General features: G+C 60.6%; 14 protein-coding genes and 1 pseudogene. All 15 read right to left on the reverse strand.

The genetic code is table 11. The annotated features are described in order from the left end of the window. Position 1: 1 nt before the first annotated feature. Positions 2-1,018, reverse strand: coding sequence for a prephenate dehydrogenase (locus OZX75_RS04380; protein WP_277147261.1), 1,017 nt, complete (start codon positions 1,016-1,018; stop codon positions 2-4). Further along, positions 1,012-2,061: a prephenate dehydratase gene (locus OZX75_RS04385; RefSeq protein WP_277147263.1), complete on the reverse strand. Its 1,050-nt coding sequence runs from the start codon at positions 2,059-2,061 to the stop codon at positions 1,012-1,014. Before OZX75_RS04385 ends, OZX75_RS04380 begins: the two co-directional genes overlap by 7 nt. After that, positions 2,058-2,582 (reverse strand): alcohol dehydrogenase, encoded by a 525-nt coding sequence (locus tag OZX75_RS04390; protein ID WP_277147265.1) that lies wholly within the window; start codon positions 2,580-2,582, stop codon positions 2,058-2,060. Before OZX75_RS04390 ends, OZX75_RS04385 begins: the two co-directional genes overlap by 4 nt. Before the next feature lie 194 nt (positions 2,583-2,776). Further along, a complete protein-coding gene (gene typA, locus OZX75_RS04395) occupies positions 2,777-4,705 on the reverse strand; it encodes a translational GTPase TypA (protein ID WP_277147267.1) in 1,929 nt (642 codons plus the stop codon). Positions 4,706-4,908: 203 nt separating this feature from the next. Then, complete coding sequence (locus OZX75_RS04400; RefSeq protein WP_277147269.1) at positions 4,909-5,745, reverse strand: NUDIX hydrolase; 837 nt, start codon at positions 5,743-5,745, stop codon at positions 4,909-4,911. Positions 5,746-5,927: 182 nt separating this feature from the next. Next, positions 5,928-6,554 carry an SMC-Scp complex subunit ScpB gene (gene scpB / locus OZX75_RS04405; RefSeq protein ID WP_277147399.1) on the reverse strand — a complete coding sequence of 209 codons (627 nt, stop codon included), beginning with the start codon at positions 6,552-6,554 and terminating at the stop codon, positions 5,928-5,930. A 248-nt stretch (positions 6,555-6,802) separates the two neighbouring features. After that, positions 6,803-7,708, reverse strand: coding sequence for a segregation and condensation protein A (locus OZX75_RS04410; RefSeq protein WP_277147271.1), 906 nt, complete (start codon positions 7,706-7,708; stop codon positions 6,803-6,805). Between the two features lie 71 nt (positions 7,709-7,779). Then, on the reverse strand, positions 7,780-8,619 hold the full coding sequence (locus OZX75_RS04415) for a ParA family protein (protein ID WP_277147401.1): 840 nt from the start codon (positions 8,617-8,619) through the stop codon (positions 7,780-7,782). Positions 8,620-9,310: 691 nt separating this feature from the next. Next, positions 9,311-10,231, reverse strand: a complete 921-nt coding sequence (gene xerD / locus OZX75_RS04420) for a site-specific tyrosine recombinase XerD (RefSeq protein ID WP_277147273.1) — start codon at positions 10,229-10,231, stop codon at positions 9,311-9,313. Positions 10,232-10,350: 119 nt separating this feature from the next. Further along, complete coding sequence (locus tag OZX75_RS04425; RefSeq protein WP_277147275.1) at positions 10,351-12,375, reverse strand: isopeptide-forming domain-containing fimbrial protein; 2,025 nt, start codon at positions 12,373-12,375, stop codon at positions 10,351-10,353. Between the two features lie 137 nt (positions 12,376-12,512). Continuing rightward, complete coding sequence (locus OZX75_RS04430; protein WP_277147278.1) at positions 12,513-15,149, reverse strand: Ig-like domain-containing protein; 2,637 nt, start codon at positions 15,147-15,149, stop codon at positions 12,513-12,515. A gap of 204 nt (positions 15,150-15,353) precedes the next feature. Then, positions 15,354-16,463: a class C sortase gene (locus OZX75_RS04435; protein WP_277147279.1), complete on the reverse strand. Its 1,110-nt coding sequence runs from the start codon at positions 16,461-16,463 to the stop codon at positions 15,354-15,356. A 116-nt stretch (positions 16,464-16,579) separates the two neighbouring features. After that, positions 16,580-16,963, reverse strand: a complete 384-nt coding sequence (gene rplT / locus OZX75_RS04440; RefSeq protein ID WP_277147281.1) for a 50S ribosomal protein L20 — start codon at positions 16,961-16,963, stop codon at positions 16,580-16,582. Positions 16,964-17,017: 54 nt separating this feature from the next. After that, positions 17,018-17,212, reverse strand: a complete 195-nt coding sequence (gene rpmI, locus OZX75_RS04445) for a 50S ribosomal protein L35 (protein WP_277147283.1) — start codon at positions 17,210-17,212, stop codon at positions 17,018-17,020. 309 nt (positions 17,213-17,521) lie between these two features. Continuing rightward, positions 17,522-18,209: pseudogene (gene infC, locus OZX75_RS04450) on the reverse strand (translation initiation factor IF-3); the annotation flags it as partial. Positions 18,210-18,291 lie beyond the last annotated feature (82 nt).

Consider the following 18,291-nt stretch of genomic DNA (forward strand, 5'->3'; position numbering starts at 1 on the left):
ATCATATTTTGGAGCGCGTTTCGATTTCGACCTGCCAAGGCTCAATGAAACGGATGACGTGTTCGCCGCGGCGTGCGGAATCGAGGAACGTGCGTTGCCAGCCGGACTTGGGGATGTCGATGCTGATACGTTCGATATCACCGGATTCGCCGGATTTTCCGGTTTTTCGTTCCCTCGCCTTATAGTCACGGAACGGCTGGCCGGCCGCAAAGAACCGGGTCAGCGCGGCATCGTCGCGCTCATGCAGGTCATCGGCGAACGACGTGAGCCTGCCGGCCAGGTTGCGTAGCAGCGCTTCGACGTTGTCGGCGTCCTCCTCGACCATCGCTCGGGTGCGATCGGGATCGGTCAAGGCCACACGAGTCATGTCCCGCCAAGAACCTGCGGCGAGGGCGGCGGCGACGTTGCGATCGGGGCTGGCGGTGAGCCCGTTGATGAACGCGGTGGAAACGACATGCGGGGCATGGGAGATCATCGCGGCGGCACGATCATGCGTCTGATCGTCAAGCACGATTGCGCGGTTGCCGACCACGCCGGTAATCAGCGTGGCGACCTGAAGAAAACGCTGATAATCGGTGGTTTCATCGACGCTGACCGCCCACAACGCATGGTCATAGATGGCCGGATCGCTGGCCGCGAACCCCGAGAACTCGGTGCCGGCCATCGGATGCGCCCCGACGTAGCAATCGCCGAGACTGGCCTGAACGACCTGGCGGCGCACCATCGCCTTGACACTGCCGACATCGCTCAGTGTGGTTGCATTACGGTCGAGCACCGGGGCCAGCCGTCGCAGCATGTCGGGCATGGCCTTCAGAGGGTTGCAAAGGAAGAGCACCTCGGGTTTGGCCGCAGCAAGTTCCTCCAACGAACCTACGCAGGTAATCCCATCCCGTCGGGCAGCGGCGTATGGCTTTTCGTGATGGTTCCACGCGACGACCTCGACACCGCGAGCCGCCAACAACCTTGCCAGCGAACCTCCGATAAGCCCGAGACCGACAATCCCGACCGATTTCACCACAGCAGTTCCCTTTCCTCTTTCGTCTTTATCTCGCTGGTGTCAGCGCGCTTGCGGCATATCCCGCCCTGCGGCAACATCCACGTGTCGACCGGCGGGTTCGGATGCTCCCCGCGCGGGTAGACGGCCAGGGTCTTGATCCAGTCACCCTCGGCGACCATCCGGTGGAGCAGACGGTTGAAATTGACTTGCCAAGGCGCGGCGTCCAACGTGATGATGAAGCTGTAGGTGCCGGCATGGCCTTTGATGGGCCGCGACATGAGGCTGGTCATATTGAGTCCTTCGTCGCGCACGGAATCGAGCAGTTTGGCGATGACGCCGGGTCCGGTGCTCAACGGGACCACCGCGATAATCGTCTCGAAATCGACGATTTCCTCGTGTCGATAGGCTTGCAAAGCCGTGCGAACATCGTCCCGCGGCGCGACCACAAGGAAATCGGTATTGGCTCCGCTGAAATCCTGGACGTTGCGTTCGAGGGTTTTGAGACCATACAATTCACCACATAAAGCCGGACCGAGCGCCACCTGTCCCGGTTTCACATCGCGACAGGCCGCTGCATTGGACGATGCAGGAACCGGGGTCAGGCCGCGGGCTCTGGCGAATTTCGTGCATTGCGCCAATCCGTGGGGATGCGCCGTTATCTGATGTAGCGGGGTTTGCCCACCATGGTCGGTTTCAGACGCGCCGGCATCACCGGGCCGCACAAAAGCGTCGAAAGCGATATCCACGCTCAAGCGGCGCAAACCGGCCAGATCACCGGCATCGATCACCGCGTCGAGATTCGGGACGACGTAGCCTTCGACGCTGTTTTCCCAAGCGATGACGCCCCAGCCCAGGCCGGCCTCGACGTCGCGGATGATGGACAGAACGTTTTCGCGGGCAACGAGGTCAACGCCTTGCTCGCCTGCACCCAACGTCTGCGCCGCACTCGCCGCGGCCTGATGGGTGAACGAGCCGAGAGGCCCCAGGAAGAACAAATTATGCGGGACTGGCGGCTTGGTTTGCCCCGAAGTATTGTCTATTGTGTTCCCCTTGACGGTGCTCATGGTTGCGTCACCTCGCGGGAAACGGTATCGACCGACGCAGCATCGCGATGGGCGACGGACCGTCTTCTAGAAGCGGGAATAGCGAACAAGTGCTGCGGCAGGAAGACCATGACGAATTGGATGGCAATCATGCCGATAAACCAGAACCAAAACGCGTTCTGGCTCAAAAACGGCATATCTGAACTGTAGAAACCCATCGGCAGCAGAATATCGCCGGATGCGGCGGTGAACGAGGCCACGACGATGACTCCGGAAGACGCGATCAGATGCAGTGCCAGCCCCACCACCCCGCTGCGCGCGCGGGAACTCCAGGCCGAGATGGCGATAATCAGCAATGCCAGAATCAGGCCGACCGGCAGATTGTATTGGGCTCCAAGCCGATGCACCAGCGTGCCGCACACCCCGGCGGCGATTCCCGTCGCCACGCATATCAGCGCACGGACCCAAGCGCTGCATCGGTACGAGAACGGCAGATCTGCCTTGCGTTCGGCGGTTTTGAAGGATGCGGCTGGAGATGTCATAGTGCCAGTATGCCCCATCGGGCGGTCAAATCAACCATCACCCACAAAGCACTTTCACCGACCGATGGTTGACAATCGGCCTTGTTCTCGTCACGGCGGAAAATGAACACCGCACGAGCGACATTACAAGAATGCGCATCCTTCAACCGAAACGATGAAGAGATGCGCATGAAAATAGCGAAAAGGTCGAAACCTTACTTGGCCTTGCTGGCGTTCTGGCGACGCTGACGAGCGTGCCACTTGTACCATTCGTCGCGGTCGAGGATGACCTTGCGCACACGGATGGCTTCGGGAGTGACCTCGACGCACTCGTCCTCGTTGGCGAAATCAAGAGCCTCTTCAAGGCTCATCTTGATCGGCGGGGTGAGCGTCTCAAGCACGTCGGCGGTGGAGGAACGCATGTTGGTCATGTGCTTGGCGAGCGTGACGTTGACGTCGAGTTCGTCGGGCTTGTTGTTGATGCCGACGACCTGGCCTTCATAGACATTGGACTGCGGCTCGATGAAGAAGTTGCCGCGGGCCTGCAGCCGCTGCATGGCGTAAGGCGTTGCGGTGCCGGCGCGGTCGGAGACCATGGAACCGTTCTGACGGGTCACGATTTCGCCCGTCCACGGGGCGTAGCCTGCGGAAATGGAGCTGGAGATGCCGGTACCACGGGTGGCGGTCAGCAGGGCGGTACGGAAGCCGATCAGACCACGGGAAGGAACCGTGAACTGCATACGCACCCAGCCGGAGCCGTGGTTGGCCATGGAGTCCATGCGGCCCTTGCGGTCGGCCATGAGCTGCGTGACGGCACCCATGTATTCCTCAGGCACGTCGATGGTGTCGGATTCCATAGGCTCGTTCAGCTTGCCGTCGATGGTCTTGGTAACCACCTGCGGACGGCCCACGGTCAGCTCGTAGCCTTCGCGGCGCATCTGCTCGGCGAGGATGGCAAGCGCGAGTTCGCCGCGGCCCTGCACCTCCCATGCGTCCGGGCGATCGGTCGGCAGCACCTTGATGGAGACGTTGCCGATGAGCTCGCGGTCGAGGCGGTCCTTGATCATGCGGGCGGTGAGCTTGTGGTCCTTGCCTTCGCGGCCGGCCAGCGGGGAGTCGTTGACGCCGAAGGTCATGGAGATCGCGGGGTCGTCGACGTGGATGAGCGGCAGCGGCTTGGGGTCGTTGGGATCGACGATGGTCTCGCCGATCATGATGTCGTCAACGCCTGCGACGGCGACGATATCGCCGGGGCCGGCCTCTTCGACCGGACTGCGGTCGAGGCCCTGCGTGCGCAGGATCTCGGTGAGCTTGAAGTTCTCGATGGAGCCGTCGACGCGGGAAAGACCATACTGCTTGCCCTTGTGCAACGTGCCGTTGTAGATACGGACCAAGCCCAGACGTCCGAGATAGTCGGAGGCGTCGATGTTGGTGACATGCGCCTGCAGTGGTGCGCCTTCGGTGTATTGTGGCGCGGGGATATTGGAAATGATGGTGTCGAACAGGGGCTCGAGGTCCTTGTTGTCGGGCAGGCCGCCGTCTTCCGGCTGGTTGCGCGAGGCGTAGCCCGCCTTGGCGGCGCAATAGATGACTGGCAGATCCAAGAGGGAATCGAGATCGAGATCGACGCCTTCCTCGCTGACATCCTGGGCCAGGCCGAGCAGCAGATCGGTGGATTCACTGACGACCTCGGAAATACGTGCGTCGGGGCGGTCGACCTTGTTGATGCAAAGAATCACCGGCAGCTTGGCCTCAAGCGCTTTGCGCAGCACGAAACGCGTCTGCGGCAGCGGGCCTTCGGAAGCGTCGACCAAGAGCACCACGCCATCGACCATGGAGATGCCGCGCTCGACCTCGCCGCCGAAATCGGCGTGGCCGGGGGTATCGATGACGTTGATGGTGATGCCGTCGGGCTCACCGTATTTGGCGGCCAGAGGGCCCGTGTATTGCACGGCGGTGTTCTTGGCTAGGATGGTGATGCCCTTTTCGCGCTCGAGGTCGTTGGAATCCATCACACGGTCCGGCACTTCCTCACGTTCGCTGAACACATGCGACTGCTGAAGCATCGCATTGACCAGCGTGGTCTTGCCGTGATCGACGTGAGCCACGATCGCCACATTTCGAATATCACCACGTACCGCCATAAAAGCCTCTCCTAGTTACCTTTTCTTGGGTGTTTATCAGATAGAACTACTCTAACCTTCTACTTACACACAAACCTTCACAATGGTATCCATGTATCCCGACACGGATACGCTATTTGCTAATCCGTAAAATCCGTGGTTTCGATAGCATGGCCTGGTCACCAGTGGCGCAAAACAGGAAACCCTTTGCCCGCTACGGTCTTTCAGTCGGTAGTCAAAGGGGAAAGCGCATCATCGCCGGCCACAGAAGCACTAGGCACTGTGCCGGAACGGTCCGGCTCAGCATTAAGCTGCTTGTCCCAGGATTTCAATGTCTCATTGTCCTCATCCACGATTCCCGGTTTGTAGCGATAGACGGCGGCGGGTCTGTGTCGGCCTTCCGCGAGCTTCTCCCCCGTCTCCTCGAGTTGGCCGGAAGCGAGCATCTTGCGACGGAAATTGCCCAGATCGAACCGGCGGCCTGCGATGGCCTCATAGACATCGTGCAGACGGCGCAAGGTAAAGCGCGGGCCCACCAATTTGGAGGCCACATCGGGGTACGACATCTTGGAACGCAGACGGTCCAACGCATATCTGATGATGTCGGCGTGATCGAAGGCGAGCGGCGGCAGTGCGGATTCGGCGAACCATTGCACGTTGTCGCCGTCACGCAGATCGTCGACCTGGGCGCTGCCGATCAAGGCCCAGTAGACGATGGAGACCATGGGCAGGGCGGATCCGGAACGATGCGGGTCGCCGAAGGTATAGAGCTGTTCGAGATAGCGTGGGCGCAGATTCGTGGTCGACTCCAGCGCCACGAACGCCGACCATTCCAGCGACCTGCCTGCCAGCAAATCCCCGCCCGGCAAAGCCCACATGCCTTTGAAGGGCTCGCGTACGCGCCGCACCAGCGGTATCCACAGCTCGTCGTGCGCGACTTTTTGCGCTTTTCCAGCGTTCCCTGCGTTCTGATTGTGCGAATGGGCCAACGCGAAAATGATGACGGAGACACCGACCTCTGGCGGGCCCGCCTTACGTTCCGTCACATTGCCCTGCCACATGTCGATATACCCTTCCGTTTCCGTTATATTGCGTTACCGCTACCGAACCAAGACTACCAATGCAAGATTACCAAGCGCTTTACATCGCCGTTTGACGCAGTGCCACATCTGCTCGATAACGGAACGATTCGCGCCTGTTTTAGGGTTTGACAAGCGACTTTCGAAACCGGCTGAAGCCCATCCTAGATTGCGGCGTCGGCGGCGACTGAGGCTGCTGCGGTATCGGCTTGTTCCGCCTGACTGACCACATCGCTGGCGGCTGGCATGAACGGGGCAAGTTGCGGAAGCTGGTCGAGGGACTCGAGGCCCATTTTCTCGAGGAACAGTCCGGTGGTGACCAGAAACGCCGCACGGGAGTCCGGGTCGGCGCCCTCCTCACGAATCAGGCCGCGCACGTTCAACGCACGCACCACCCCGTCCGAATTGACCCCGCGGATGGCCGCGATCTGGGCACGGGTGACCGGCTGCTTGTACGCGACGATAGCGAGCGCCTCGAGTGCCGCCTGCGAAAGCCGGGCCATCTGCCCGTCGGTGACGAAAGCGGAAACGACCGGCTCGAACACCGCACGGTTGCCGTATTGCCAGCCGCGTGCGGTATGACGCAACTCGAAGCCGCGAGGTGCAAGGCCACGCGCCGCGTCGCCGTCATATTCACGTTGCATCGACTCAAGCGCCGTCGTGACCTCATCCTCGTCCGTCGCCAGCACACGGGCCAGGTCAGCCGCCTGCTGCGGCTGATCGGCCACCATCAGAATCGCTTCAAGGCAGGATTGCAGCCCACCGGGAAAATCGTCGACACAAAAATCCACATATTCGGGACGCGTGGAAGGCGTATCTGGCCCGAGCGCCGAGCCAGCGTTGCGCGTCTCGGAGTGCTCACGGTTATTCTGATCGGCCTTATCGGCCGCGTTCCCGGTTTCGCTTTGGGCATCATCTTCAGCGGCATCATCAATCTCAGAAGTCGTTAGATTATCCATTCCCATCTCCGCATCGGATTCAACGAATCCCATTTCCACTCTCGGTTTCGTGCCGTTTTCGGCCATATCATCGGTCCCGCTCATGCGAAATCACCTTCGTTCACTTCCACGGCATCGTCCCCGTTATCGGCGCCTGGCACCCAACGCAGATGCAAATCCTCAAAAGGACCCGACTGCTTATACTGTAATACACCTTGCTTGAAGAACAGCAAAATGGCCAAGAACCTGGCGACGACCACCAACTTGCTGGCCGCATCGCTCGTCAGCTCGCCGAAGGTCATCGAATCCCCGACCGTAAGACCACGCAACCGGTCTCGCACGATCTGCGACTGCGCCTTCAAATCGACCTGCGAGACGTGCAGCTGATCGAGGCGGACCTCATCGGCAGGGGCATTCAAGAACACCTCGACGGCGATCCGGGCCAGATCCTCTGGCCCAAGCGTCCAAGCCAGCTCGGGCAGCATCGCGGCGATGGGCGGATCGCTGAAGGCGGGATGCGGGAACCGCCCGGAATTGACGGCGAACAGCTCGCGAAAATTGTTGGCCGCGCTTTTGAACGCACGGTATTGCACAAGCCGGGCGAAGAGCAGATCGCGCTCGCGCAACGCCTCCATGCTCTGCTCGTCACGCTCGCCGTTCTCGTCGCCCGGCAGGATCGCCGCGCTTTTGGCCTCCACAAGCACGGAGGCGACGTCGAGGAAGGCGCTGACCTGCTCCATGTCGCGGGCCATGTCGAGCCCGCGCACGTAGTCGATGAATTCTTCGGTGATGGCCGAAAGCGAGACCTCCGTCAGCTCCAGCTTGCGATTGGCGATCATCGTCAGCAGCGCGTCGAACGGCCCGGAATAGACGGAAAGACTCACCGAAAAACCTTGACCCCGAACCTGTTGACGGTTTTCGGCCTCTGTTGCGCTCACGCGTTTCGGCGTCGAAATCGCGGTCGGTGCTGCGTCATCAACGGGAGCGCTACGCTCGTCTTCGTTCATGACACCTCACTTACGCAATACATTGACAGCGCCAGCTAAAACCGCAGGCACACCCCGGCAAAAGCGCTGTCCTAATCCACAATGCCGCGGGAGATAAGCTCCCGTGCGGTTTCACGGTATTCCTTGGCCGTCTTGTGGTTCGGGGAGTAGATCGTAATCGGCGCGGCGGCGACGTTGGAATCGGGCAGTTTGATGGAACGGGAAATCACGGAATGGAAGACCTTGTCTTGAAACGCCTCGTAGATACGCTGCAGCACTTCCTCGCAGTGCAGGGTCGAGGTGTACATGGTCACCAGCACGCCGTAGACCTCGAGCTGCGGGTTGATGCGCGAGCGCACCTTTTCGATCGATTGCATCAGCAGGGCGACGCCACGCAACGCGAAGAACTCGGCGGCCACGGGGATGATCACGCCGTCGGCAGCGGCGAGCGCGTTGACGGTCAAGAGGCCCAGCGAGGGCTGGCAGTCCACGATAATGACGTCGTATTCGTTCTTCACGCCTTCGAGGACACTGGCGAGGATGCGTTCGCGCCCCACCTCCGTGACGAGCTGCACTTCCGCTGCGGAAAGGTCGATATTGGCCGGGATGATGTCAAGATTCTCGAATTCGGTGTGCTGCACCACGTCGTGGACGTCCAGCGACGGGTCGAACAACGCGTTGTAAATGGTGGCATCGACAGTGTTCGCGTTGATACCGAGGCCTACGGAGGCGGCACCCTGCGGATCGAAGTCGACAATGAGCACGCGCCGGCCGTACTGACTCAGCGCACCGCCGATATTGATGGAACTGGTGGTCTTACCGACCCCGCCCTTCTGATTGCACATCGCGATGATGCGCGCCGGACCATGGTGGTCAAGCGGCGATGGGGCGGGAAAAGTCTCATAGTTTCGTCCAAGAAGATCGGTAGGCATAGCCTTCACTTTACCAACAGGCCTGTTCACGGAGCCACCGGCGGGTTTATGCGCATTCGTTACATTTCGTACGGCACTTCCGGCTTGAGCTGTGGCCCCAGCATTCGCAGATCCATCCGATGTCGTATTTTTTGCGTCCTCGGCTCGTTTCGTTGTTTTCGCAGCGACGCCACCAACGACCTCATCATGGCTTGTGGCAAGAAGGTTGCGAATCTGGCTGGCTTCATCGACGCTATCGTCCACTGGTTTGACATGGATGGTGCCCTGTAATTTCAGTTTGCCCTGTACCACGTGCCCGGCCGGCTTCTCCTCGCCCATCCAGCGCGCCTCGCTGAAGCCGCCGTCGCGGTATTGACTCTTTGAAGCCTGTGACCGAACCGTCGCCGCCCTCTGGGAACCGGACTTGCGCGTTTTCCTCTTACCTTTGGCCATCATACCGCTCCCGCCTCATCGCATACGCCATACCGATAATCATCATAATCCGCTGGTATACCAATGTCATCAACTCTTCATCCAACATCGATGCAATCATCTTGAACTGTGTTTTTCTCTGCATCGGTACATCGAATACAAAGAAAATCACAGAAAACGGTCTAAAAACGTGATTATCTCTGCACTTATCTATCAATTACAGCGGAAATCACGAAAACCAGCCCAGAAATGTGATTATCTCTGCAACCACCGCCACCGATTACCGTGCCCGCGGATGAGCGGTCAGGTAGGTTTCGATCAGGGTTTCGGGGCTGACGTGGGTGTAGATCTGCGTGGTGGTCACCGAGGCGTGGCCCAACAGCTCCTGGACGGTGCGTACGTCGGCGCCGCCCTGGATGAGATGGGTGGCAAAGGAATGACGGAGCGTGTGCGGATGCAGCGGCTTGTCGATATGCGCGCGTTCACCCGCCGTTTTGACGACCTCCCACACTGACTGGCGCGAGATGCGCCGGCCTCGCTTGTTGAGGAAGATCGCCCGGCGCTCTTTGCTGCCCTTCGCTTTGGCCTCGAGCTCCGGCCGACCCTCGGCGATATAGCGTCGCAACGCCTTCAGCGCGTACTCCCCCAACGGCACCAGACGCTGCTTCGAGCCTTTACCGGTCAACACCACCACACGTTCGTCGAAGTCGATGTCGTTCAAATCCGCGCCGGTGGCCTCGGAGACACGACAGCCAGTGGCATACATGAATTCCAGCAATGCCTTGTCGCGCAGGACCACCGGGTCGGACGAACCTCCCATCGCCGCCGCGTCGAGCAGACGCGACACCTCGTCGATACTCAATACATCGGGCAGATGGCCTGCGGCTTTCGGCGCCTTCACCCGCGCGGACACGTCGTCGTCGACCACCTGCTGCATCAGCGCAAACTTGTGGAATGCATGGACGCTGGCGAGCCGCCTCGCCTTGCTGCGGGCGCTTTCCCCGGATTTGTCAAGCGCCGCCACATAATCCTCGACGTCGTGGGCCGTCACTGTATTCAAGTCGTCGACTCCCCGCGAGGAAAGCCAGCCCAGGTACTTCTTGACGTCGGCTTCATAAGCACTTACCGTCGATTTCGCCAGCCCTCGCTCGACGCCGATATGCGCCAGAAACTGCCCCAGCAGGTTGTCCGTCTCGTTCATAATTCCGATTCTAGACGTAGTTATGATTCCAGACGAGAAAGGCCGGAACCGCGGCGATATCGCTACCGTCACGATTCCGGCCAAGGTGCCGAAAAAGAGATTCCTACCTTATTTCCTTATCAGCTCTCGTTGTCGAGCGTCTTCTCGCTGCGGCGGGTGTAGATGTAGATCGAACCCGCGCCGGCAAGCAGCACCACGACGACCAGCCCAATGAGGATCGCGCCCGCGCCGCCGGTCATCGGCAGCTGCGAGATGGAGTTGACCTCGTTGACCTCGATGAAGTGGGTCGGGTTCTGCGCATGGGTCCAGCCGGTCTCGTTCGCCTCGACCAGGTCGAAGACGTCGCCGCCGTTCTTGTAGTGCGGCGCGGCGGCGGAATAGGGCGCGTCGGTGTCGATGGTCACGGTGAACGTCGACTTGGAGATCTCGGAGTAGCCGGTCGGCGGATCGGTCTCCTCGACGGTGTAGACGCCGGCGGCGAGGCCGTCGAAGCGCAGCTGGCCGTCGGTCAGGCTGCCGTTAACGGCGTCGTTCGGGGCGGAGGCGCGCCTCAAGGACGTAATCGCCTCGGTGTTGGAGTCACGCTGGTCGGCGGCCTTCTTGTAGCTGCCCTTGATGACCTTGCCGTTTTCATCCTTGACCGGGTAGAACTTGATGATCTTGCCGTCGCTGTCCTTGATCTGGAAGGTCGCGTCGTCGAGCTTGGTGCTGTGGTTGTTGCGCGCCTGGTCGACGATGCCGAAGTTGTAGAAGTAGACCTTGGGCTGGTTGGGGTCGTTGGGATCGTTGGTGTGGTCGATCACGCCCTCGCTGGCCGGCGGGTTCGGCGCGGTGTTGTCGTCGCCGTTGTCGTTGTCGGGCTGCTTCTGGGTGTCGTTGGAGTAGGCGAGCTTGACGCCGTTGTGCACGTTGCCGGCGACCGCCTGATCGTCCACCCTCATCTTGTAGGTGATCTTGATGAAGTGGCTGCCGAAGTACTGCGGGTGCGCGGAGGTGCCGTCGCCCTGCGAGATCAGGCGGATGACCTTCGAAAGGTTGAAGGTGATGGCCTGCCCGGAGGTGGGCGTGGAGCCAACCGCCGGCGTGACCTCGTAGCCCGTGGGCGCGGGGACGTCCACGGCCTGGCTGCCTGCGGTGTCGAAGATTTCGGAATTGCTGATCTCGACAGTAGTTTCGTCCGGCTCATAGGTCAGGCCCGCCGACGGCTGGTCGGTGAGCACGTACTTGTAGTGGCTGAAGCCCGTGGTCAGCGGGATGCTGGCGATGATCTGGTAGGTGAGCTCGTCGCCGATGCCGGCTGCACCGTTGGAAGGCTTGATCAGCCGCTTCTCCACAGTTGGCGTAGCGCTCTTCATCTTGATGACGCCCAGCTTGTTGGCCGCGTCGTTGGCGAAGGTGTCGTAGATGCTCTGCCCGTCCTTGGAGGTCACCTGGGTGCCCACGAGCATCGGGATGGAGGCCGGCGAGGAACCGGAGAGCGAGGCGGTGGTGTCGACCACCAGATAGATGCCGCCCTTGAGGCCGGTGAACTGGGCGGTCATGTCGTCGGTGTCGGCGCCCGAGGTGGGCCCGACGACCGTGGAGACGTCATCACGGGTAGTGTCGGCCATGCGCTTCTTGACGTTGGCGTTGCCGGAGAGGTTGGTGACGAACTGGCGCAGCTTGCCGTCGTAGGCCTTGGCGCGCGAATTCGACGTCGTGTCCTCATTGCTGGTGTTGATGGCGGAGACATAGCCCAACCAGTTCTTGGACACCGCACCGATGACGTTGTCCTCATAGCCCGTGGGCAGCGCCGAGGCACCCGAGGCCGCCAGGTAGGCGTCTTTCATGGCCGGCAGGATATGCTCGTCGGCGGGTCCGGTGCTGTCGGCGTTCTTGGAGCTCGTGCTCACGCTGGTCAGCTCGTTGTCGCCGTTCTTGGAGGCGCTCATGTAGACGCCGAGGCGCAGCGCGGTGAACGAGTGCCCCTTGATGGCCGAACCCTTGCCCTCGATGGTCAATGTCGCCACGCGCGAGGCAGGATCCATCGGATCGATGGTGATGGGGGTCTCGGCGGCGTTGGCCACGCCAAATGGGCTGAAGGCAAGGAGCGTGGCCGCTGCGGCCAGGCCTCCCACCAACGCCTTGATATGTGTGTTGTTCATGGTTGCTCTCTTTCTATGGCAAAATATCTAAAAAATGGTTGTTGTCTTTTTCATGTTGCCGGCGGACGCTTTACCATCCGTCCGGCCATCGCGCAAAGTGCAGTGGAACGTACAGCCCCGCGCGACGCGATATCTGGTTACGAATCATCCACCGCCTTTCCGTGCTTCATGAAGTATTCGATCGAGACGAACAAGCCCATTCCGATCGCCAACATCACGGCGACGATACTCAGGATGAGGCCCAAAAGATTGCTCCTGTCACCGGTCATCGGCAAAACCGGAACCGGCTCGGTGACGGCCAGGTTGTAGGTGACCCATCCGGCCTCGTTGTTCTGAGCCGTTTCGTCCGGATGGTCGTCGGCGGTGATCCTTGCCTCGCCTTGCGTCAAGCCTTCGGGGATATTGAACGACCAACGGCCGTCGGCGCCGACCGTCACGCTTTCCGTGGTATTGTCGGGCCAAGTGACTGTGACCTTCGCCCCTGTGTCCGCCGCTACTCCAGTCTTTAGGTGGTGCGCCGTGCCGCTGACCGTGCCCTTGGCTGGCTTGGAATCGACGGCCAGCTGGGTCGAGGTCATGTCGAGAGTGGCGAAGGCGTCGCCAGAGCGAACCTTAGAGTTGTCCTGGGGATTAGTGACCACCGCGTTGAACACGTAAGTATCGCCCTGCGCCGCCTCGTCCAGGAAGAACGAGGGATCAATCTCGCAGCTCCAGTTCTGCTCGCCGGCTGCGGTCAACGTCAGGGAACAGTCAGTGACTTCCCTGGCCTCCCCCGTTCTGTCTCCACCAGCTGAAACGGTGTGGGTGGCGTAGAGCGTGAGGTTCTCGCCCGCCATGGAGGGGGCGGCGGTGCCAGAGATATGCACCTTGCTGCCGGCCGGCAGCTCACCATTGCTGGTGCGCTTGGTGTGCGGTACCGTAATTGCGGCCGAATCGATGGTCGACGGCGCGAATTTCAACGTGCGGATGTTGGAGAAGGGCGAAGTCAGGTCGTATCCGCTGGTCTGCTCGGTCTGCCAAGCATGATAGCGCTGGGAACCATCGACGATGGTGTTGTCGTTGTCGACGATCGACCACTTGCCGCCCGACCCGACAATCGCGGTTCCCACCAGTCGCCCTCTGGTATCCGCATTGTCGACGTCGCCCGCATCGATCGGCTTGTTAGTGTCCTCGGCGTATAGCGAGACCTTGTGCCCCGGCACGCCGGTGCCGGTGATGGTGGGATGTTGCACGACGATGGTGTTCTCGGCAGGGGTGTCGATGACGGGGGCCACAGGCTCGGGCAGCGAGTACTTGTCGAACGCGGTGTCGATGGTCCAGCCCTTGTCGACCAGATAGTCGACCTGCGCCTGGTCCATGCCGTCGGTAATGCCCTGTTCGTGGCCGCCCTCAAGCGGGTTGAAGGCGTCGTGCGGGGTGACGCTCTTGGCGTTGGGAGGCGTGGTGGCCAGGCACTGGCTCATCGAGCCGTCGTTGCTGGTGGTGATGGGCCAGGTGACCAGCTTGAAGTAGCCGTCGAGGCCCTGGTCGGTCTTGGCTTTCTCGAGATCGTAGGAGCCGTCGATGTTGACCGCCGGACTCACCGAGCCGCCGGGGCCCTGGCGGGGCACCAGGCTGGCGGCGTTGGGGTTGAGGATGTTGCGGGCGTTGAACGCGGCGTTGGCGGTGGAGCTGCCGGCGAACCACAAGCCGTCGTGGCCATTGAGCGCGTTCTGCCCGTCGACCCTTTCGGCGTGCGGCGTCAGGTCGTCCACGGGCACCCAGTCCTTGCCGCCCTTGAGACCGAGCCACTGATAGTAGAACGAGGTGTTCTTCGAACAGGGATCGCTGGCTGGCGCACGGTTGTACCACATGACGAAGAACGAGCGGGCCGGCGCCCAGCCGATGCCAAGGCCGTTGAGCCCATAATCGGTGACCAGCCCCCAGTTGGCCTGGTTGCCGCTCCACAGCAGGGGTGTGTCGTTCCAGCCGATGAACGACTTCGGACCGTTGCAACGCAGGCCGTCCTGGTTGTTTCCCGACCCGCAGACGTTGTCGTAGACGTAGGCGGGGTTGCCCGCCAGCACGTTGGTCTGGTAGCCGCTCTCGACGTCATTGCGCTCGTCGCTGTCGCTGGGCCAATTGCCGGAGGCGTTGGGGATCTGCGCCCACAGGTACTGGTTCATCTTCTCGCCGCCAAGCGCCGAAGTGTCCACGGAGTTGGGATAGTCGATGTCGCACTCCACTGAGATCAGCAGGTAGTCGTACTGGCCGGAGGCGATCAGGTTGTGGATGGTGAAGAATTCCTCTTGGTTGTTCGCCCAGTTCAGCGCGCCCACCGTACCGGCCATGTTGCTGCTGGCGATGGTGGGGATGTATCTGACGGCCTTGCGCGAGCCGGTCGAGGAGGCTCCGTAGCCAAAGCGCAACCGTAGCCCGCCCTTGGAGACGGCGTTGGCTTGCCCGTTCAGGTGGTCGACGCCTTTGTTGGCGGAGGTATTGACCTGGTTGTGGGCCACACGCAGCACGAAATCGACGCGCATCTCGTCGGCGGCGGTGTCGATGCGCTGGTTGTTGGCCAGCATCTTGAAAAGCTTGGGGGCGTAGGAGATGGTTTCCTCATCGCCGGATCTGGTCGAGACCTCGTCGGCGTTGGCGATGGCGTTGAGCTGCGAAACGGGCGAATCGGATGATGCAGGCGGCACAATGGCCAACGAGGCAAAGGCGAAGCATATGGCGGCCAGCGCACACAGCGCCGAACCCCACCATGTTCTTCGTATCTTGCCTTGTACCATATAGCCACCTTGAAATCGAGATATTCACGCGCAACCATCGCACTTGAATTACATCTCTCATATTAGTGCGGCAATACATCGATAATCCAATTCGAATTACTAATTAACGCGAAACGAACAGTTATTTTCGCTTGACGGGAACCGGTGTACCAACACTGCGTCATGCCTGTCGAGTTACTCTCCCTAAGGTTCAGCTACCCTCGATCAATCACGCTTTGCGTGACGAACCGGCCAATGACGACGATGCCTGATCAGAATAAAAATTATTCCGACAGCGATAATTGACAACGCCGTGATCGTACCCCACAACAAGCCGTCGCCCACGGAATCCTCCGGGTAGGGAATGTCTTTGGGAATCGGACGACGCTCCGCCGTCAGCACCAGGCGGTGCGTGTTGACCCCGTAAGGTGTGCAGGTCATCAGCGTCACCAGATCCTTGCCTTGCCGCACCTTGTAAAGGTGGACATCGTCCGGCGAGACGACATGGATGGCCGTGACCCGATAGCCCATGGTACGGCCCAAGGTATCGATGTAGATGACATCGCCCTGCCGAAGCTGGTCCAGCCGGGTGAACAACGTTTCGTAAGGCCGGCCACGATGCCCGGTCAGCACGGTGTTGGTGGATTTCCCGCCGACCGGCAGACTGGTGCCGTAAAGATGGCCCACGCCCTTGTCGAGCACCTCATCGGAAGTGCCATGGTAGATCGGCAGTTTCAGCGAGATCTTGGGAATGTGGATGACCCCCATCACCCCGCCGCCATCGTTCAGCAGCTCCTGATAGGTCTTGTCCTTCTGCGAAGTCGTCAACGCCTTCTTGCCTCCCTTGGAGTTCTTGACGGCGGAGGCGAACGGGTCACTGAACTCCCCCAACGAACGCTGTCCGCTCGAGGCTATGGATGCGTTATACCGTTGTGCGGCCCTGTATTCCTCTACCACTTTGCCTTGCGGCCATTTACGGACGCGGTTCATGGCAGCGACGGCCTCGGCCTCCTGCCGGCGGGCGTTGACATACTGATTGGCCGGCAGCCAGAGGGCCAAGGCGACGGCAGCGATCACTAGAAACGCCGCCAACGCCTTCATCGCGTTGATGATCCTGCGCTTGCGACGGACGAGGTCAGCGTGCTCCAGTCCCTTTTGTACGACTTCGCCGAACGACCGCGCGACGCCCTCGTCGCGGGCGCCATCGGTTCGCGCACTCTTGCCGGGCCGCGCCGAAGCAGGTTCCGCTCCCGCCATCCGCACGTTTCCGCGCTGCTGCGCTTGCGGCACGGTCTGGCTGCCTTGCCCGCGCTTGTGCGCCCCATCAGTATTCATAGTTCTTACGCTACACGTCTCAATACGGACAAGTCGACCTGCATTGCACTATATACGCGAAAAGCCCCCGCGATTGCGGAGGCTTGACATATCGATGTCTGAATATTCTATCGTATTCAGGCGGCGACGGGAGCGTTCACATCCTTGGGCAGAGCGGCCTTCGCCTGATCGACGATGGTCTTGAACGTGTCGGCGTCGGAGACGGCCAGCTCGGCCAAAGCGCGGCGGTCGAGTTCGATGCCCGCGAGCTTCAGGCCCTGCATGAAGCGGTTGTAGGTGATGCCCTGAGCGCGGACGGCGGCGTTGATACGCTGGATCCACAGCTTGCGGAAGTCACCCTTGCGCGCCTTGCGGTCGCGGAAGTTATAGTTAAATGAATGGAGCAGCTGCTCTTTCGCACGACGATACGAACGGGAGCGCTGGCCGCGGTAGCCCGAAGCCCTCTTTAAGACGACGCGACGCTTCTTGTGAGCGTTCACTGCGCGCTTGACACGTGCCATATTGTTTCCTCTAGCTTTCTATTAAACCTGTTAAAACCGATAACCCAAGCCGATTCAGCGGCCGAGCAGCTTTCGCATGTTCTTGCTCTGAGCCGTGGCCAGCACCTGGTCGCGGGAGAGGTTGCGGCGCTTGCGCGCGGACTTGTGCTCAAGGTTGTGGCGCATCGAGGTGCCAGCCTGCATGAGCTTGCCCGTACCGGTGACGCGGACGCGCTTTTTCGCGGCGGAATTGGTTTTCATCTTCGGCATTGCTGCCCTCCTATTTTCTTCGGATATCGAATTCGTTCTTCGATGCCCTGTACCTGCCGACGTTTCCATCGGCTCGTACAAAAATTGTTGTTACTTCTTGGCCTTTGGTGCCGGCTTGGCCGGTTTGGCGGACTTGGCTGCAGCAGCGGACTTCGGCTTTGCGGCCCTTGTGCCACTCGCGGCCGTATCGGTGTCCTTTGCAGGCTTGGCCGACGTGGCAGAAGCTTCGCCCTTGCTTGTCTTCGGTGCTGCCTTGGCTGCCGGATTCGCAGCAGCCCTATCCGGAGCGGATGAACCTGCTGCCTTGGCCTCGTTGACCGCGGCTTTCGCGGCGCCGGCCTCCTGAGCTTTTTCCTTCTCTTTGGCGGCAAGACGAGCCCTCTGACGAGCCTGGCGGTCGGCGCGGGTGTCTGCGCCACGACGGCGCTGCTCGGACTGGGCATGCACCTTCTTGCCCTTGGGAGCCAGCGTCATGAAGATGTTGCGCCCCTCGTGCTTCGGGTAGAACTCGATGGTGCCGTATTCGGAGACCTCATCGGCGAGACGCTGCAAAAGCTCCACGCCGCCGATCGGACGGGACTGCTCGCGTCCGCGCAGCATGATGGTGACCTTGACCTTGTCGCCGCCAGAAAGGAAGCGGATGACATGGCCCTTCTTGGTCTCGAAGTCATGTTCGTCGATCTTCAAGCGGAAACGAATTTCCTTGATTTCGGCCGCACTCTGGTTGCGGCGGGCTTCGCGCTGCTTGATCTTCTCGTTGTATTTGTACTTGCCGTAATCGATGAGCTTGGCCACCGGAGGATCCGCATTCGGCGCCACCTCAACCAAATCGAGATTCGCTTCCTTGGCCAGATTCAATGCCACCGAGGTCGCGATGACCCCGACCTGCTCGCTGTTCGGGCCGATCAGGCGTACCTTGGAAACGCGTATCTCGTCGTTAATGCGTGGTTCTGCGCTGATGATGAACTCCAATCCTTGCTGCTGCTGGACACGTCATCATCCGGAAACCTCACGATGCCGAATAGCCGACATCAATCGCAGCGAAAATTCAAAACACAGCCGTCAAAATAAATCGACGC

The sequence above is a fragment of the Bifidobacterium sp. ESL0800 genome, assembly GCF_029395355.1.
In the GTDB taxonomy this organism is placed as follows: Bacteria; Actinomycetota; Actinomycetes; order Actinomycetales; family Bifidobacteriaceae; genus Bifidobacterium.

Coding starts and splice junctions, on each gene's coding strand:
- OZX75_RS04385 (WP_277147263.1), bottom strand. CDS start 2,061: ATGAGCACCGTCAAGGGGAACACAATAGACAATACTTCGGGGCAAACC.
- OZX75_RS04390 (WP_277147265.1), bottom strand. CDS start 2,582: ATGACATCTCCAGCCGCATCCTTCAAAACCGCCGAACGCAAGGCAGAT.
- typA (WP_277147267.1), bottom strand. CDS start 4,705: ATGGCGGTACGTGGTGATATTCGAAATGTGGCGATCGTGGCTCACGTC.
- OZX75_RS04400 (WP_277147269.1), bottom strand. CDS start 5,745: ATGTGGCAGGGCAATGTGACGGAACGTAAGGCGGGCCCGCCAGAGGTC.
- OZX75_RS04410 (WP_277147271.1), bottom strand. CDS start 7,708: ATGAACGAAGACGAGCGTAGCGCTCCCGTTGATGACGCAGCACCGACC.
- OZX75_RS04415 (WP_277147401.1), bottom strand. CDS start 8,619: ATGCCTACCGATCTTCTTGGACGAAACTATGAGACTTTTCCCGCCCCA.
- xerD (WP_277147273.1), bottom strand. CDS start 10,231: ATGAACGAGACGGACAACCTGCTGGGGCAGTTTCTGGCGCATATCGGC.
- OZX75_RS04425 (WP_277147275.1), bottom strand. CDS start 12,375: ATGAACAACACACATATCAAGGCGTTGGTGGGAGGCCTGGCCGCAGCG.
- OZX75_RS04430 (WP_277147278.1), bottom strand. CDS start 15,149: ATGGTACAAGGCAAGATACGAAGAACATGGTGGGGTTCGGCGCTGTGT.
- OZX75_RS04435 (WP_277147279.1), bottom strand. CDS start 16,463: ATGAATACTGATGGGGCGCACAAGCGCGGGCAAGGCAGCCAGACCGTG.
- rplT (WP_277147281.1), bottom strand. CDS start 16,963: ATGGCACGTGTCAAGCGCGCAGTGAACGCTCACAAGAAGCGTCGCGTC.
- rpmI (WP_277147283.1), bottom strand. CDS start 17,212: ATGCCGAAGATGAAAACCAATTCCGCCGCGAAAAAGCGCGTCCGCGTC.